Here is a 14,809-nt window from a genome sequence, read left to right as displayed (position 1 = left end):
TCGGTCCTGTTCAGGTGAAGACGAGGGGCAGCCATGGCGGCCCGGGGAGGCCGTGGGGGCCGGGCGGCGGGGCGCCACGGTGCATGGCGGGCTGGCCGGCGCTGTCTGGCAACGCCGCCGGATCAATGTATCGCCGCACCTGCCCGGGACTGGATCGCGTTTTCCGAAGCAGCGCCTCGGCAAAAGCGACGCAGGTTTTGCGCGGTTTCTTGCTTCAATGGCTGCGTGACATGGAGACAAGCGAAGCCCCGCCAAACCGGCCGAACCCGACACAAGAGGAACCCTATCGATGCATGACGCGCTGTTCCAGCAACTCATCAACTGGCTGACCCTGGGCTGCATCTACAGCCTGCTTGCCCTGGGTTTCAGCCTGTTGTTTGGCGTGCTGCAGGTGATTCACTTTTCCCATGGCGACGTGGCCATGGTCGCCCCCTTCATCGCCCTGGCGGCCGTGCAGGCCCTGGCTGCCGCGCTGGGCGGCTCGGCCCCCTGGCTGGTGCTGGGTCTGGCCTGCCTGGTGGCCATTGCGGCGGTGGGAGGGCTGGGCGTTGCCCTGGACCGGCTGGTGATCAGCCGCTTTCGCAATGCGCCGGCCATGATGCCGCTGGTGGCCACGGTGGCTCTGGGCATCGTGATCCGCGAGCTGATCCGCCACCTGTACCCCCAGGGCAGCAATCCGCACGCGTTCCCGGCGATTGCGCAGGGGGCCGTTCCCACCCCGTTCGGGCCGCTGCCCCTGATCAGCGTGGTCTCGGTGCTGGTGGCGGTGGCGCTGGTGGGCGTGCTGCTGTACGTGCTGCACCACACGCCCATGGGCATGCGCATACGCGCCGTGTCGCAGGACCGCGAAACCGCGCGGCTGTTCTCCATTGCGCCGGGGCCGGTGTTTCGCAACACCTTCTTCATTGCCTCGGCCACCGGCGCGGTGGGCGGCATTTTCCTGGCCAGCTATGCGGGCGTGGTGCGCTTTGACTTCGGCGTGCAGGCGGGGCTGATCGGCTTTTCCGCCGCAGTGGTCGGCGGCCTGGGCCGGCTGGGAGGCGCCATTGTCGGCAGCCTGCTGATTGCGGCCATCGAGACCATCGTGCAGGGCTATGTGCCCAACGGCACCTCGTACCGGCTGGTGTTCGTGTTCGCCCTGGTGATCCTGGTGCTGATCTTTCGCCCCGCCGGCCTGTTCGGCGTTCAGAAAATGGAGAAGGTGTGATGCAGACAACGACGATACAGGCGCCGCCGCGGGCGGCGCCACGGAGTGCGGGCTCTGCCGCCATCGTGCTGGGCGTGGCCCTGGCGGGCGCCGTGCTGCTGCGCCAGTTCCTGCTGGCCGAAAGCTGGATCACGGTGCTGGCGCTGCTGGCCTGCTTTGCCGTGGCCCTGGTCGCGGTGCAGAAACGCCCGGTGGTGGAGGACCGCATCGTGGCCGCCTTCGGCCAGTGCAGGCCGCTGGCCGTGGGCACGGGCGTGGTGCTGGCCCTGGTGTTTCCGTGGGTGCTGGGCGGTGACAGCTACGCCATGCACCTGATGATCATCGCCTGCCTGTACGCGGTGCTGGCGCTGGCGCTGAACTTCCAGCTGGGCAGCGCCAACATACCGAACTTCGCCACCGGCGCGTCCTACGGCATCGGCGCCTATGCATCGGCCCTGCTGGCCATCCACTTCGGCGTGAGCTTCTGGATCTGCCTGCTGGTGGCCGCCGCCGTGGCCACGGTCTTCGGTTTTTTGCTGGGCCTGCCGTCCATGCGCACCCGCGACAGCTACCAGGCGCTGGTGACGATCGCCTTCGGCATCGTCGTGCACCAGCTGCTGATGAACCTGGAGTGGACGGGCGGCGCCAACGGCCTGGTGGGCATTCCTTCGCCCACATTGTTCGGCCATTCGTTCAACGACCCCATCACGCTGTGGGGCCACAGCCTGCCGGGCCAGGCCAACTTCTACTACGTGGCCGTCGCCCTGCTGGGGCTGGCCATCGTCTCGGCGCAGCGCCTGCACAGCTCGCGCGTGGGACTGGCCTGGAATGCCCTGCGCGACGACGAGATCGCCGCACGTGCCTGCGGCATCAACGTCACCTGGTTCAAGGTCAAGGCCTTTGCGGTGGACGCCTTCCTGGCGGGCTTCGCGGGCACGGTGTATGCGTTCTATGTGAGCTTCATCTCGCCGGACAACTTCACCTTCCTGGTGTCGGTGACCATCATGACGCTGGTGATCGCCGGCGGCATGGACAACACGCTGGGCGTGATCGTCGGCGCCTTCCTGCTGACCATGCTGCCGGAGAAGCTGCGGGCGTTTTCCGACTACCGCATCCTGTTCTACGGCCTGGTGGTGATCGCCTTCCTCATCATCCGCCCGCGCGGCATCTTCCCCCAACGGGTGCGCAACCATGAGCATTGATTCCCATCCCACCCACCATGCCGCGCCCGCAGGCCCGCGGGTTTTGGAGGGGCGTGGCCTGACCATGCGCTTCGGCGGCCTGACGGCGGTGCAGGACGTGGACATCCACCTGGCGGCGGGCGAGGTGCTGGGCATCATCGGGCCCAACGGCGCGGGCAAGTCCACGTTGCTGAACCTGCTGACCGGCATCTACCAGCCCACCGAGGGCGAGGTGCTGCTGCAAGGCCGCTCGCTCAAGGGCATGGCCGCGCACGACATCGCGGGCGCCGGCATTGCGCGCACCTTCCAGACCAGCCGGCTGTTCGGCTCGCTGAGCGTGCTGGACAACGTGATCATCGGCATGCACGCGCGCACCCGCTGCGGCGTGCTCACCGCGCTGCTGCGCCCGGCTGTCTCGCGCGCCGAGATGAAGCGCTGCGCCGAGCGCGCCTGCGCGCTGCTGCAAAGCGTGTCCAGCGACCTGCACCAGCGCCGCAACGTGCTGGCCAGCAGCCTGCCGCAGGCCGACCGCCGCCGCCTGGAGATCGCGCGCGCCCTGGCCGCCGAGCCCCGCATCGTGCTGCTGGACGAGCCCTCCAGCGGCATGGACGACCGCGACACCGATGCGCTGATCGCCGACATCCAGCGCCTGCGCGAAGGCAATCCGGCGCTGGGCTTCATCATCATCGAGCATGACATGCGGCTCATCGCCACCTTGCCGCATCGCGTGATGGTGCTGGACTACGGACGCAAGATCGGCGACGACAGCTTCGAGGCGGTGCGCCGGCTGCCGCGCGTGCAGGAAGCCTATCTGGGCAGAAAGGCCAGCCATGCTTGAACTGGACTCCATCAGCACGCGCTATGGCGTGGTGAACATGCTCAACCAGGTCTCGCTGCAGGTGCCCGAGCACAGCATCGTCTGCCTGCTGGGCCCCAATGGCGCGGGCAAGACCACCACCTTCAAGGCGATTGCGGGCCTGCTGCCCGTGCACCACGGCGCCATCCGCGTCATGGGCCAGCCGCTGGCGCGCATGCGCACCGAGGACCTGGCCGGGCTGGGCGTGGGCTTCGTGCCCGAAGGCCGGCGCCTGTTTGCCGAGCTGACCGTGCAGGAGAACCTGAAGATCGGCCACGACGCGCTGCGCCCGCAGCAGGGCTTTGCCCAGGCGCTGGAGCGCGTGGTGGCCCTGTTCCCCCGGGTGGGCGAGCGCCTGTCGCAGGCGGCCGGAACCCTGTCCGGCGGCGAGCAGGCCATGGTGGCGCTGGGCCGCGTGCTCATGGGCGAGCCGCGCCTGGTGGTGATGGACGAGCCCACGCTGGGGCTATCGCCCAAGCTCATCGAGGAGTACTTCGAGACAGTGCAGCGCATCCACAGCCAAGGCATTACCGTGCTGCTCATCGAGCAGAACGCCGAGGCGGCGCTGTCCATCGCCCACACCGGCTATCTGCTGCTCAAGGGCCAGCTGGTGGCCTCGGGCACGGCCAGCGAACTGCTGGCCAACGACGTGGTGAAGCACCTGTACCTGTAGCGCCGCACGGGCGGCCTTCACCTCCTTCCCTTTTTTGTTGCGGACCACACCAAGGCAATCGGCACCGCGCCGATGCGGGACGGCCTGCGCCTTTTTTTCCTGAGAGACCCACACCATGACAGCTGACATCCAAACCATCAACACGCTCGTGGTCGGTGCCGGGCAGGCCGGCATTGCGGCCAGCGAACACCTGAGCCAGCTTGGCGTAGAGCACCTGGTGCTGGAGCGCCAGCGCGTCGCCCAGGCCTGGCGCACGGGGCGCTGGGACTCGCTGGTGGCCAACGGGCCGGCCTGGCATGACCGCTTTCCAGGCCTGGAGTTCAAGGGCGACCGCGACGGCTTTCCCGGCAAGGACGAGGTGGCCGACTACTTCGAGGACTATGTCCGCCAGATCAAGGCGCCTGTGCGCACCGGCGTGGAGGTCAGGCGGGTCACGCGCAACCAGGGCCGGCCGGGCTTCACGGTGGAAACGTCCGAGGGCGTGATCGAGGCCCGCAACGTGATCGCGGCCACGGGGCCGTTCCAGGTGCCGGTGATCCCGCCGATAGCGCCGGCTGCGCCCGCTGCGCCCGCCGATGGCAGCCTGCTGCAGATCCATTCCGCGCACTACCACCGCCCCGCGCAGTTGCCCGAAGGCGCCGTGCTGGTGGTGGGCGCAGGCTCCTCGGGCGTTCAGATCGCCGATGAACTGCAGCGCGCGGGCCGCAAGGTGTTCCTGTCGGTGGGCGCCCATGACCGGCCGCCGCGCGCCTATCGCGGCCGTGATTTCTGCTGGTGGCTGGGCGTGCTGGGCGAATGGGATGCGGCCATTGCCAAGCCCGGCCGCGAGCATGTGACCATTGCCGTCAGCGGCGCGCGCGGCGGCCACACCGTGGACTTTCGCGCGCTGGGCCACCAGGGCATCACCCTGGTGGGGCTGACCGAGTCCTTCGCCGATGGCCGGGTGCGCTTCAGGGACGACCTGGCCGAGAACATCGCCAACGGCGACGCCAACTACCTGGCCATGCTCGATGCGGCCGACGACTACATCCGCCGCAACGGCCTGGACCTGCCCGAGGAGCCCGAGGCGCGCAGGCGCCTGCTCGATCCGGAGTGCGTGACCCATCCGCTGCGCGAACTCGACCTGGCTGCCGCAGGCATCACCTCCATCATCTGGGCCACGGGCTACAGGGTGGACTTCAGCTGGCTGCAGGTGGACAGCTTCGAGCCCGGCGGCAAGCCGCGCCACCACCGCGGCGTGGGCCATGAGCCGGGCATCTACTTCCTGGGCCTGCCCTGGCTGTCGCGCCGTGGCTCGTCCTTCATCTGGGGCGTGTGGCATGACGCCAAGTTCGTGGCCGACCACATCGCCAAGCAGCGCCGCTACAGCGACTACGACGCCGCTGCCCGCAGCAGGTAGCAGGTAGCGCGCTCTGAGACACCTTCCCATCCACCCCCTGCAGGAGCCAGACCATGCCCACCCATACCCGCATCCGCATGTTCAACACCAAGGACACCTATCCCAACCAGTCGCTGGACAACGACCTGTGCCAGGCCGTGCGCGCCGGCAACACCGTCTATGTGCGCGGCCAGATCGGCACCGATTTCGAGGGCAATCTGGTCGGCCTGGGCGATCCGCAAAAGCAGGCCGAGCAGGCGATGAAGAACGTCAAGCAGCTGCTGGAGGAAGCGGGCAGCGACCTGTCGCACATCGTCAAGACCACCACCTACATCATCGACCCGCGATACCGCGAGCCCGTCTACCAGGAAGTGGGCAAGTGGCTCAAGGGCGTGTTTCCCATCTCCACGGGGCTGTGCATCTCGGCCCTGGGGCAGCCGCAGTGGCTGATGGAGATTGACGTGATCGCGGTCATCCCCGATGACTGGCAGCCGCCGGCCAGCGCCTGAACGTAGACCACAGCAATCACCTGGTACAGCCGCATAGGCAGGAGGCAGAAACCATGACTTTTTCGATTGTGGGGCGCTGCGAGCGCACCGGGCAGCTGGGCGTGGCCATCAGCTCGTCCAGCATTGCGGTGGGCGCGCGCTGCCCCTGGGTGCGCGCGGGCGTGGGCGTGGTGTCCACGCAGAACATCACGCTGCCCGCACTGGGCCCGCGCGTGCTGGACCTGCTGGAGCAGGGCGCCGACCCCCAGGCCGCGCTGCGCCAAGCGCTGGACGGCGGCAGCTGGCCCCAGTACCGCCAGGTCACCGTGGTGGACGCGCAGGGCCGCACCGGCGTCTTCAGCGGCAGCCAGGCCCTGGGCATCTTCACCAGCGCCGTGGGGCGGCAGTGCGTGGCGGCCGGCAACCTGCTGGCCAGCGAACGCACCATCGAGGCCATGGTGCCGGCCTTCGAGCGCAGCGCCGACCTGCCGCTGGCCGAGCGCCTGCTGGCCGCCATGCAGGCCGCCATGGCCGCGGGCGGCGAGGCCGGGCCCGTGCATTCGGCCGCGCTCAAGGTGGCGGGCGAGCACAGCTGGCCCATGGCGGACCTGCGCGTGGACTGGTCTGAGCACGATCCCATCGGCGCGCTGCAAAGCCTCTGGGCCGCCTACGCGCCGCAGATGCAGGACTACCAGACGCGCGCCATCGATCCCACGGCCGCGCCCAGCTACGGAGTGCCCGGCGATGAGTGAGGCGGCCGGGTAGCTGACACATCGCCTTGCCCGGGCGCACGGGCGTGTTGCGGCACTGGCATGGCGCTCACTTGGCGTCCGAAATCACGGGGGTATCGGGCGTCCAGCACGTGGTGCGATTGCGGCCATTGCGCTTGGAGAAGTACATGGCGGCGTCGGCCCGCTCCAGGCAGCGCTCGACCGATGCCTCGCCCTCGTCCATGAGGCATACGCCCAGGCTCACGGTGAAGCGGATCGGGCTGTCCTGGCCCTGTACGGACACGGCCAGCGCCGCCACGGCCTCACGCAGGTTCTCCGCGCGCCGCAGTGCGGTGGGGGCGTCCACGTCCGTCAGCAAGACGGCGAATTCCTCGCCGCCCAGGCGGCCCAGCATGTCGCCCTGGCGCAGCTCCTTGGACACCGCGATCACCAGATGCCTGAGCACCTCGTCGCCCACGCCATGGCCGAAGCTATCGTTGACGCGCTTGAAATGGTCGATATCCAGCATGATCAGTGCCGACGAATGGCTCAGTCCCAGGCGCAGGTGCTCCAGCTCCGACTCCATGCGCGTGATGAAGGCCCGCCGGTTGCTGGCACCCGTGAGCGCATCGGTCAATGCCAGGGCTTCAAGCTGCGTTTCGCGCCTCTTGTAGTCCGTCACGTCGTGGAATACCCAGCAGTAGCCAAGCAGCCGCTCCTGCCTGCGAAGCGGCAGCAGCTCCGTTTCTATATGGCGGCCGTTGGACAAGGCAAAGATCGTTCGTTGCGACAGGGCGCCTGCTCCCGGTTGCGGTGCAGGCTGCAAGGCACTTGCCATGGCCGGGGGCAAATAGGACAGCAATGTCTGCAGGCTTTTCCCCACAAGGTCCGCGGCGGACAGCGGCAGCTCGAACAGGTCCACCAGCATTGCGTTGCTTGCCCTGATGCACTGCCCCGCATCGTCGGTCACCAGGATGCCCGCCGGAAATTTCTCGATGATGGCCTCCAGCCGCTGCTGTACCTCGTGCAAGGCGCTCTCTGCCTGATGGCGGGCATCTACGTCGAACAGTGTCCAGATTACGTTGCCCTGGGGATCTTCGGGGTCCAGCAGTGCGCCCTGCATGTCGAACCAGCGCATGTGTCCGCCCTTGACCTTCAATGCCCACTCGGTACGCACCGTGCCCTTCAGGCTCAGGCGCTCGTACAGCGATGCGAAGCTGCGGAAGCTGTCGCTGGACGGATGCAGTTGCTGGAATGAGCACTGCGGCTCCAGTGCGCCCGCCGCAAGGCCAAAGCACTCGGCTGCCTGGGCATTGGCGTAGACGATGCTGCGGCGATGGCTGGCGACAAGCACCAGGGCGCTTCCGCGCTCCAGCAGGGCGCCCACCATGTGGGTCTGCTCCACCCGTTCCTGGATATCGGTGTGCATTCCCAGCATGCGCAGTGCCTTGTTGTCGGCATCGCGCAGGGTGACTTCCCCGCGCGATTCGATCCATCGCCAGGAGCCATCGGCCTGCCTTATGCGCATCTCGACACGGAATGGGTCGCCGTGTTCGAGGTGGCGCCTGAGCCGTTCCTGGACGCGAGGCTGGTCCAGTGGGTGCAGCAGATGCATGAAGCCGGCCACGGTGAACGAACCGAGTGCCTGATCCGGCATGCCCAGCATCTGGTAGCAGCGGGCATCCCACAGCACCTGGTCCTGTTCGCGGTCCCACTGCCAAAGTCCGTCACGCACGGCGCCGATGGTCAGCCGCAGACGCTCCTCGCTCTCGTGAAGCGCCTTGCGCAGGCTTTCGTCCTGGGTGACATCGAGGATGTAGCCATGCCAGAGCACGGTTGCGTCTTCGGTGCGTTGCGGGCGTGCATGGCCCTGCAGCCAGCGCACGGAGCCATCGGCGGACTGCACGCGGTACTTGCAGGCCCAGTCCCCCTGGCTGCGCATCGCTTCGTCGATGGACTGCCGGAGCGCGGAGATATCTTCCGGATGAACCCGCTGTGCCAGGTCCTGCAAGGCAGTGCCTGCCGTATCCGCATCGATGCAGTGCATTGCATAAAAGCCGGGGTTGGCAAACGACAGAGCGTAGTGACCGGCAGGGTCCCAGCTGTACTGGAACAGGCCGCCCGGGACTTCCTCGGACAGGAGATGAAAGCGCTCTTCGGACTGGACCCGCTGGTCTTCCTCCCGCCAGCGCTGGAACGCCAGCCAGGCCGTCAGCATCCCGCCCAGAAAAATCAGCAGCGTGCCTATGCCGTTGCGCCACAGGCTCTGCCGTATGGTCTCGTTGAGCGGGCCGAACACGGCCTCGTGGTCCAGCCCCGTGCTCACCAGGATCGGAAAGCCGCTCACGCGGCTCCAGGCATACATGCGCTGTATGCCGTCGGTGCTCGCCAGCGCCTCGTAGGTGCCATGCGTGACGTCGGGGGCAAACAGCGCCACCCGCTTCGCGGGCAGCTGGCGCCCGAGTACCCGATCCTGGTTCTGCGAGCGTGCAAGATAGGTGCCGTCCTCGCGCAGCAGCAAGATCACGTCGCGCGGGCTGTCGAAGATGGCCTGCAGCTGCCGCGACAGGTACTGCGGCGACAGCGACACCACCAGCACGCCCGCAAACGCGCCTCGGTGGTGCAGGGCGCGGCTCAGCTGGATACCCCATTGCCCGGAAACCCGTCCCTGCACCGGACGGCCAATGAAGGTTCCCTGCGTCAGGCCCTTCAGATGCGCCTGGAAATGTTCGCGGTCGAAAATGGACACGCCCTGCGCAGGCGGCTCCGAGGCTGCCAGGCTCGAATACACCACCTGGCCGTTCGCATCGGCCACGGCCACCTGGACGATGGTGCCGGGCGGATAGGCCTCCTGGACGCTGGCGACGGCCCGCCCGAACGCCTCGGAGTCACCCGACTCGTAGTCCTGGGCCAGGTCCCGCAGGGAATAGTTCAGGCCCGACAGCATGGTCCCGGCCTGCGCGGAAACCGCCTGGGACATCTGCGAGACGCGCAGCCATGCCTGATCCCGTGTGTAGCGCTGCATGTACTGGTGGCTGGCCAGCAACGCGGCCCAGTACAGCCCCGCTGCGAGCACCATCAAGCAGACGCCTGCAATGACGGCCAACGATGTTCTTGCGTGCGAGCGCGAGGAAAGGGCGGGACGATGGATAGCGGTGGAACGAGAAGACATGCAACGCAGCGAGACAAGAAAAAAGATCTGCAACGCCAGCTGTCAACCGCAATGGCCCACCGATATAGCGCCCCTGCACGCCACAGCGCTCGAGACGCAGGTCCTGCCTGCCGGTGGGCCAGAGCAACCGATATGACTCTGTGAATACGTCGCTCTATAAGCATGCTAACTCAGATAAGGGCCCGCGCGATAGCCAGCAAGTCAGGGCAGCAGCCGGCGGGCAGCCTATCTGCGCGTCTCGGATGTCTGGGGTGTCTTGGGTGTCTTGGGCGCGCCGGTCCTGGCAGCGTCCTGGGCCTGCCCGGGTTGCGCCTGCGGAAACACCCGCGCGCACAGGAAGTCCACCAGCGCCCGCAGCTTGGGCGAGGGGTGCTTGCTGGCGGGCCACAGCACATGGAAGACATTGGTGTGCTCCATGCAGTCCGCCAGCACGGGTTGCAGCCGGCCGTCGGCCAGCGGCTCGCGGATGGAGAAGTCCGGCAGGTAGGCGATGCCCAGGCCCTGCAGTGCAAAGCACAGCCGGGTTTCGATGTTGTTGCAGATCATGGAGGTGGGCAGTTGCAGCTCGGGCGCGCCCGCTGCGCGCCGCAGCACCCAGGGCTCCAGCTTGCCGCTGTGGGGGTAGCGGTAGTGCAGGCAGCTGTGCTCCAGCAGATCCTCGGGCACCCGGGGCGTGCCGCGCTGCGCCAGGTAGCCGGGCGAGGCCACCAGCAGGTAGCCGAAGTCGCCCAGCCGGCGCGCGGACAGGCGTGAGTCGGCGGGCGCGCCCGTGCGCACCACGGCGTCGAAGCCGTCCTCGATCACATCGACCAGCTGGTCGGTGAAGTCCAGGTCCAGTTCGATCTCGGGATAGGCGCGCATGAACTCGCCCAGCACCGGCAGCACCAGCGAACTGACCAGGGGCAGGCTGACCCGCAGCCGGCCGCGCGGCGCGGTGCTGGCCTGCGACAGCTCCAGCTGCGCGGCCTCGATCTCGGCCAGGATGCGCCGGCTGCGCTCCAGGAACAGCGCGCCCTCGGCCGTGAGCGTGATGCTGCGCGTGCTGCGGTGGAACAGGCGCACGCCCAGCCGGTCCTCCAGCCGCGCCACGCTCTTGCCGATGGCCGATGCCGAGACTCCCAGCAGCCGGCCGGCCGCCACGAAACTGCGGGTCTCGGCGACCTGCACGAACACCACGAAACCGTTCAGGCTGTCCAAACACCGCTCCTTCATTGCGGACATCCAGTTCCGCACAAACCGGAAATCTACCCCACTTTTTCTTTAATCGCGGGCTTTCTATCGTCGGAACCCTGTTCATTTGATCCCGGGAATTCCCATGACGATTGCCCTTTCTGCAGCGCCTTCAGCACCTGCGGCGCCCGCTGCGCTGCCTGCAGCCCCGTTGAACTCGCCCCTGTCCGACCGCGTCCAGGCCGTGGTCCGGCAGGCGATTGAGGCGCAGCGCCTGGTCGGCGCCGTGGTGCTGGTGGCGCGTGGCGGCGCGCTGGTCCACCGCCAGGCCGCGGGCTGGGCCGACCGCGAGCGCGGGCTGCCCATGGCCGTGGATGCGGTGTTTCGCCTGGCCTCGGCGAGCAAGCCCATTGTTTCGGCGGCGGCTCTGGTGCTGGTGGCGCGGGGACTGCTGGCGCTGGACGAGGGGGTGGAGCGCTGGCTGCCCCGGTTCCGCCCCCGGCTGGCCGATGGCCGGCCCGCCCGCATCACCGTGCGGCAGCTTCTCAGCCACACGGCGGGGCTGGGCTACCGCTTCTTCGAGGCCGATGCACAAGGCCCCTATGCGCGCGCTGGCGTATCGGACGGCATGGACCGTCAGGCCATCGACCTGGCAGAGAACCTGGAGCGCATCGCCGGCGTGCCGCTGCTGTACGCGCCGGGCACGGCCTGGGGCTACTCGCTGGCCACCGATGTGCTGGGCGCCCTCATTGAACAGGTGCACGGCAGGCCGCTGGACCAGGCCGTGCGCGAGCTGGTGACCGGGCCGCTGGGCATGACCGATACCGGCTTTGCCGTCACCGATGCGCTGGCCGCGCAGCGCGTGGCCACGGCCTATGTCAGCGATGTGCCGCAGCCCCATCCGCTGGCCGAGGGCGAGACCGTGTCGCCCTTCGAGGGGAGCATCGGCATTGCCTTCAGCCCTTCGCGCATCTTTGACACGCAGGCCTTTGCCTCCGGCGGCGCCGGCATGGCGGGGACTGCAGGCGATTTCCTGCGGCTGCTGGAAGCCCTGCGCCAGGGCGGCAACACCCTGCTGCCCGACGCCCTGATCGCCGAGATGGCGCGGGACCAGACCGGCGGGCTGGCCCTGCCCAATGCGCCGGGCTTCGGCTTTGGCCTGGGCTTTTCCGTGCTGCGCGATGCGTCGCAGGCGGCATCGCCGGAGTCGGTGGGCACCTGGCGCTGGGGCGGGGCCTACGGGCATTCCTGGTTCGTGGACCGGGCGCAGGAGCTCAGTGTCGTGGCCTTCACCAACACCTTGTACGAGGGCATGTCGGGGCGCTTCGTCAACGATTTGCGCGACGCGGTCTACGGGGTTTGTGAGGTCCACGGGGCTTCGGGAGAGCCGCAATGACCGGAACACGCCAGGACCGCCTGCCCGTTGCCTCCCTGCTGGCGTTGGCCATGGCAGCCTTCATCACCATATTGACCGAGGCGCTGCCGGCTGGCCTGCTGCCGCAGATGGCCCAGGGCCTGGCCGTGACCGAGGCCTGGGTGGGCCAGACCGTCACCCTCTACGCCATAGGTTCCCTGGTGGCCGCCATACCGCTGACGGCCGCCACGCAGGGCATGCGCCGCCGCCCCCTGCTGCTGGCGGCGATCGCGGGCTTTGTCGTCGCCAACACGGTCACGGCCTTGTCCACGCACTTTGCGCTGACCCTGGTGGCGCGCTTTCTGGCGGGGGTCTCGGCCGGGCTGCTTTGGGCGCTGCTGGCCGGCTACGCGGCACGCATGGTGCCCGGCCATCTCAAGGGCCGCGCCATCGCCATTGCCATGGTGGGCACGCCGCTGGCGCTGTCGCTGGGTGTGCCGGCCGGCACCGTGCTGGGCCAGTGGGTGGGCTGGCGGCTGTGCTTCGGCCTCATGAGCGTGCTGGCGCTGGCGCTCATGGTCTGGGTGCGCGCCCGCCTGCCCGACTTTGCGGGGCAAGCGGCAGGCAGCCACCTGCCGCTGCGGCGCGTGTTCACCCTGGCGGGCGTGCGCCCCGTGCTGTTCGTGGTGCTGGCCTTCGTGCTGGCGCACAACATTCTCTACACCTACATCGCGCCCTTCCTGGCGGTGGCGGGCATGGCCGCGCGCACGGACCTGGTGCTGCTGGTGTTCGGCGCCACCTCCGTGCTGGGCATCTGGATCACCGGCGTGCTGATCGACCGCCACCTGCGTGCGCTCACGCTGGCCAGCATTGCGCTGTTCGCCTTGTCCACGCTGATGCTGGGCGTGGCCGCAGATGCGCCGGCCCTGGTGTATGCGGCGGTGGCCGTCTGGGGCCTGGCCTTTGGCGGTGCCGCCACGCTGCTGCAGACCGCCATTGCCCACACGGCGGGCGAGGCCGCCGACGTGGCGCAGTCCATGCTGGTCACGGCCTGGAACATGGCGATTGCCGGCGGCGGCATCGTGGGCGGCCTGCTGCTGGCGCGCATGGGCGTGGGCGCCTTCACGCCCGTGCTGCTGGCGCTGCTGGGCGCATCGCTGGCCGTGGTGTGGGCGGCCAGGCGGCATGGGTTTCCTGCGGTGTGCAGGTAGGGCAGACCGGTCATCCGAGTTTCAGTGCCGAGGGCCGCGTGAGGATCTCGGGCCGCAGGATGGTGTCCAGCTGCGTTTTGCTCAGCAGGCCCCGGGCCAGCACGATGTCGTAGACGCTGCCGCCGCTGGCATGGGCTTGCTGGGCCACGGAAGTGGCGTTGGCGTAGCCGATGTAGGGGTTGAGCGCGGTCACGATGCCGATGGAGTTCTCCACCGCCGCGCGCAGGTGTTCGCGGTTGGCGGTGATGCCCTGCACGCAGCGCTCGGCCAGCGTCAGGCAGCCGTTGCGCAGGTGGCTCACGCTTTTGAAGATGCTGTGGGCGATGATGGGCTCGAAGGCATTGAGCTGCAGCTGCCCGGCCTCGGCCGCGAAGCTGACGGTGATGTCGTTGCCTATGACCTCGAAGGCGATCTGGTTCACCACCTCGGGGATCACGGGGTTGACCTTGCCCGGCATGATGCTCGATCCCGCCTGCATGGCCGGCAGGTTGATCTCGCCCAGGCCTGCACGCGGGCCGCTGGACAGCAGCCGCAGGTCGTTGCAGGTCTTGGACAGCTTGACGGCCACGCGCTTGAGCACGCCCGACAGTTGGACGAAAGAGCCGCAGTCCTGGGTGGCCTCGATCAGGTTGGGCGCGGTCTGCAGCGCAATGCCGGTGATCTCCTGCAGGTGCTTGAGCACCAGGGGCGCGTAGTCGGGATGGGCGGTGATGCCCGTGCCTATGGCGGTGGCGCCCATGTTGATCTCGCAGATCAGCAGCACGGCCTCGCGCAGCCGCGCCTGGTCCTCTTCGATCATCACGGCATAGGTGCTGAATTCCTGGCCCAGCGTCATGGGCACGGCATCCTGCAGCTGGGTGCGGCCCATTTTCAGCACATCCCGGAACTCCTCGGCCTTTTGCGCGAAGGCCAGGCGCAGCGTGTCCATGGCGTCGATCAGCCCGTGGATGCCGAACCAGGTGGCGATCTTGAGCGCGGTGGGGTAGACGTCGTTGGTGCTCTGGCCGATGTTCACCTGCTCGTTGGGATGCAGGTACCGGTACTCGCCCTTGTGGTGGCCCAGCAGCTCCAGCGCGCGGTTGGCGATGACCTCGTTGGCGTTCATGTTGGTCGAGGTGCCTGCACCGCCCTGGATCACGTCCACCACGAACTGCTCGTGCAGCCGCCCGCTCTGCAGCTCCTGGCAGGCGCTCACGATGGCATCGCAGCGCCGCTGGTCCAGCAGGCCCAGCTCATGGTTGGTCAGGGCCGCCGCCTGCTTGATGCTGGCCAGGGCGCGGATCAGTTCGGGGTAGATGGAGATGGGCGTGCCGGTGATGCCGAAGTTCTCCCGGGCGCGCAGGGTGTGCACGCCGTAGTAGGCGTCGGCGGGAACCTCGCGGTCCCCGAGCAGGTCGTGTTCGATGCGGACGGATGGATCGGTGCTCATG

General features: G+C 68.2%; 12 protein-coding genes. 9 read left to right on the top strand and 3 right to left on the bottom strand.

Going from position 1 to position 14,809, the window contains the following annotated elements:
• Positions 1 to 289: 289 nt before the first annotated feature.
• From LGR64_RS14740 to LGR64_RS14710, 7 genes are all read left to right on the top strand, one after another.
• Positions 290 to 1,207, top strand: a complete 918-nt coding sequence (locus LGR64_RS14740) for a branched-chain amino acid ABC transporter permease (protein ID WP_063326506.1) — start codon at positions 290 to 292, stop codon at positions 1,205 to 1,207.
• Entirely contained in the window at positions 1,207 to 2,388 is a 1,182-nt protein-coding gene (locus LGR64_RS14735; RefSeq protein WP_096915939.1) for a branched-chain amino acid ABC transporter permease, read from the top strand. The genes LGR64_RS14740 and LGR64_RS14735 overlap by 1 nt, the downstream gene beginning before the upstream one ends.
• Positions 2,378 to 3,205: an ABC transporter ATP-binding protein gene (locus LGR64_RS14730; protein ID WP_141833536.1), complete on the top strand. Its 828-nt coding sequence runs from the start codon at positions 2,378 to 2,380 to the stop codon at positions 3,203 to 3,205. The genes LGR64_RS14735 and LGR64_RS14730 overlap by 11 nt, the downstream gene beginning before the upstream one ends.
• Positions 3,198 to 3,896 (top strand): ABC transporter ATP-binding protein, encoded by a 699-nt coding sequence (locus tag LGR64_RS14725; protein WP_016448200.1) that lies wholly within the window; start codon positions 3,198 to 3,200, stop codon positions 3,894 to 3,896. The genes LGR64_RS14730 and LGR64_RS14725 overlap by 8 nt, the downstream gene beginning before the upstream one ends.
• A 115-nt stretch (positions 3,897 to 4,011) precedes the next feature.
• The gene (locus LGR64_RS14720; RefSeq protein ID WP_141833533.1) at positions 4,012 to 5,295 is read left to right on the top strand and encodes a flavin-containing monooxygenase; all 1,284 of its coding nucleotides are present in this window, start codon (positions 4,012 to 4,014) and stop codon (positions 5,293 to 5,295) included.
• Positions 5,296 to 5,348: 53 nt separating this feature from the next.
• The gene (locus tag LGR64_RS14715) at positions 5,349 to 5,783 is read left to right on the top strand and encodes a RidA family protein (protein WP_013802988.1); all 435 of its coding nucleotides are present in this window, start codon (positions 5,349 to 5,351) and stop codon (positions 5,781 to 5,783) included.
• A gap of 53 nt (positions 5,784 to 5,836) precedes the next feature.
• The gene (locus tag LGR64_RS14710) at positions 5,837 to 6,514 is read left to right on the top strand and encodes a DUF1028 domain-containing protein (RefSeq protein ID WP_141833530.1); all 678 of its coding nucleotides are present in this window, start codon (positions 5,837 to 5,839) and stop codon (positions 6,512 to 6,514) included.
• A 67-nt stretch (positions 6,515 to 6,581) separates the two neighbouring features.
• On the opposite strand, the gene LGR64_RS14705 is transcribed toward LGR64_RS14710, so the two are convergent.
• Entirely contained in the window at positions 6,582 to 9,551 is a 2,970-nt protein-coding gene (locus LGR64_RS14705) for a diguanylate cyclase (RefSeq protein ID WP_230355950.1), read from the bottom strand.
• Positions 9,552 to 9,869: 318 nt separating this feature from the next.
• Positions 9,870 to 10,841: a LysR family transcriptional regulator gene (locus LGR64_RS14700; protein WP_230355948.1), complete on the bottom strand. Its 972-nt coding sequence runs from the start codon at positions 10,839 to 10,841 to the stop codon at positions 9,870 to 9,872.
• A 118-nt stretch (positions 10,842 to 10,959) separates the two neighbouring features.
• Here LGR64_RS14700 and LGR64_RS14695 point away from each other — a divergent pair, with 118 nt between their 5' ends.
• The gene (locus LGR64_RS14695; protein WP_230355946.1) at positions 10,960 to 12,210 is read left to right on the top strand and encodes a serine hydrolase domain-containing protein; all 1,251 of its coding nucleotides are present in this window, start codon (positions 10,960 to 10,962) and stop codon (positions 12,208 to 12,210) included.
• Positions 12,207 to 13,379: an MFS transporter gene (locus LGR64_RS14690; protein ID WP_230355943.1), complete on the top strand. Its 1,173-nt coding sequence runs from the start codon at positions 12,207 to 12,209 to the stop codon at positions 13,377 to 13,379. Before LGR64_RS14695 ends, LGR64_RS14690 begins: the two co-directional genes overlap by 4 nt.
• A gap of 10 nt (positions 13,380 to 13,389) precedes the next feature.
• On the opposite strand, the gene aspA is transcribed toward LGR64_RS14690, so the two are convergent.
• Positions 13,390 to 14,808 carry an aspartate ammonia-lyase gene (gene aspA, locus LGR64_RS14685; RefSeq protein ID WP_043820781.1) on the bottom strand — a complete coding sequence of 473 codons (1,419 nt, stop codon included), beginning with the start codon at positions 14,806 to 14,808 and terminating at the stop codon, positions 13,390 to 13,392.
• Position 14,809 lies beyond the last annotated feature (1 nt).

Source organism: Delftia sp. Lp-1 (assembly GCF_020523835.1).
In the GTDB taxonomy this organism is placed as follows: domain Bacteria; phylum Pseudomonadota; class Gammaproteobacteria; order Burkholderiales; family Burkholderiaceae_C; genus Comamonas; species Comamonas acidovorans.
This window is presented reverse-complemented; position numbering and strand designations above follow the sequence as displayed.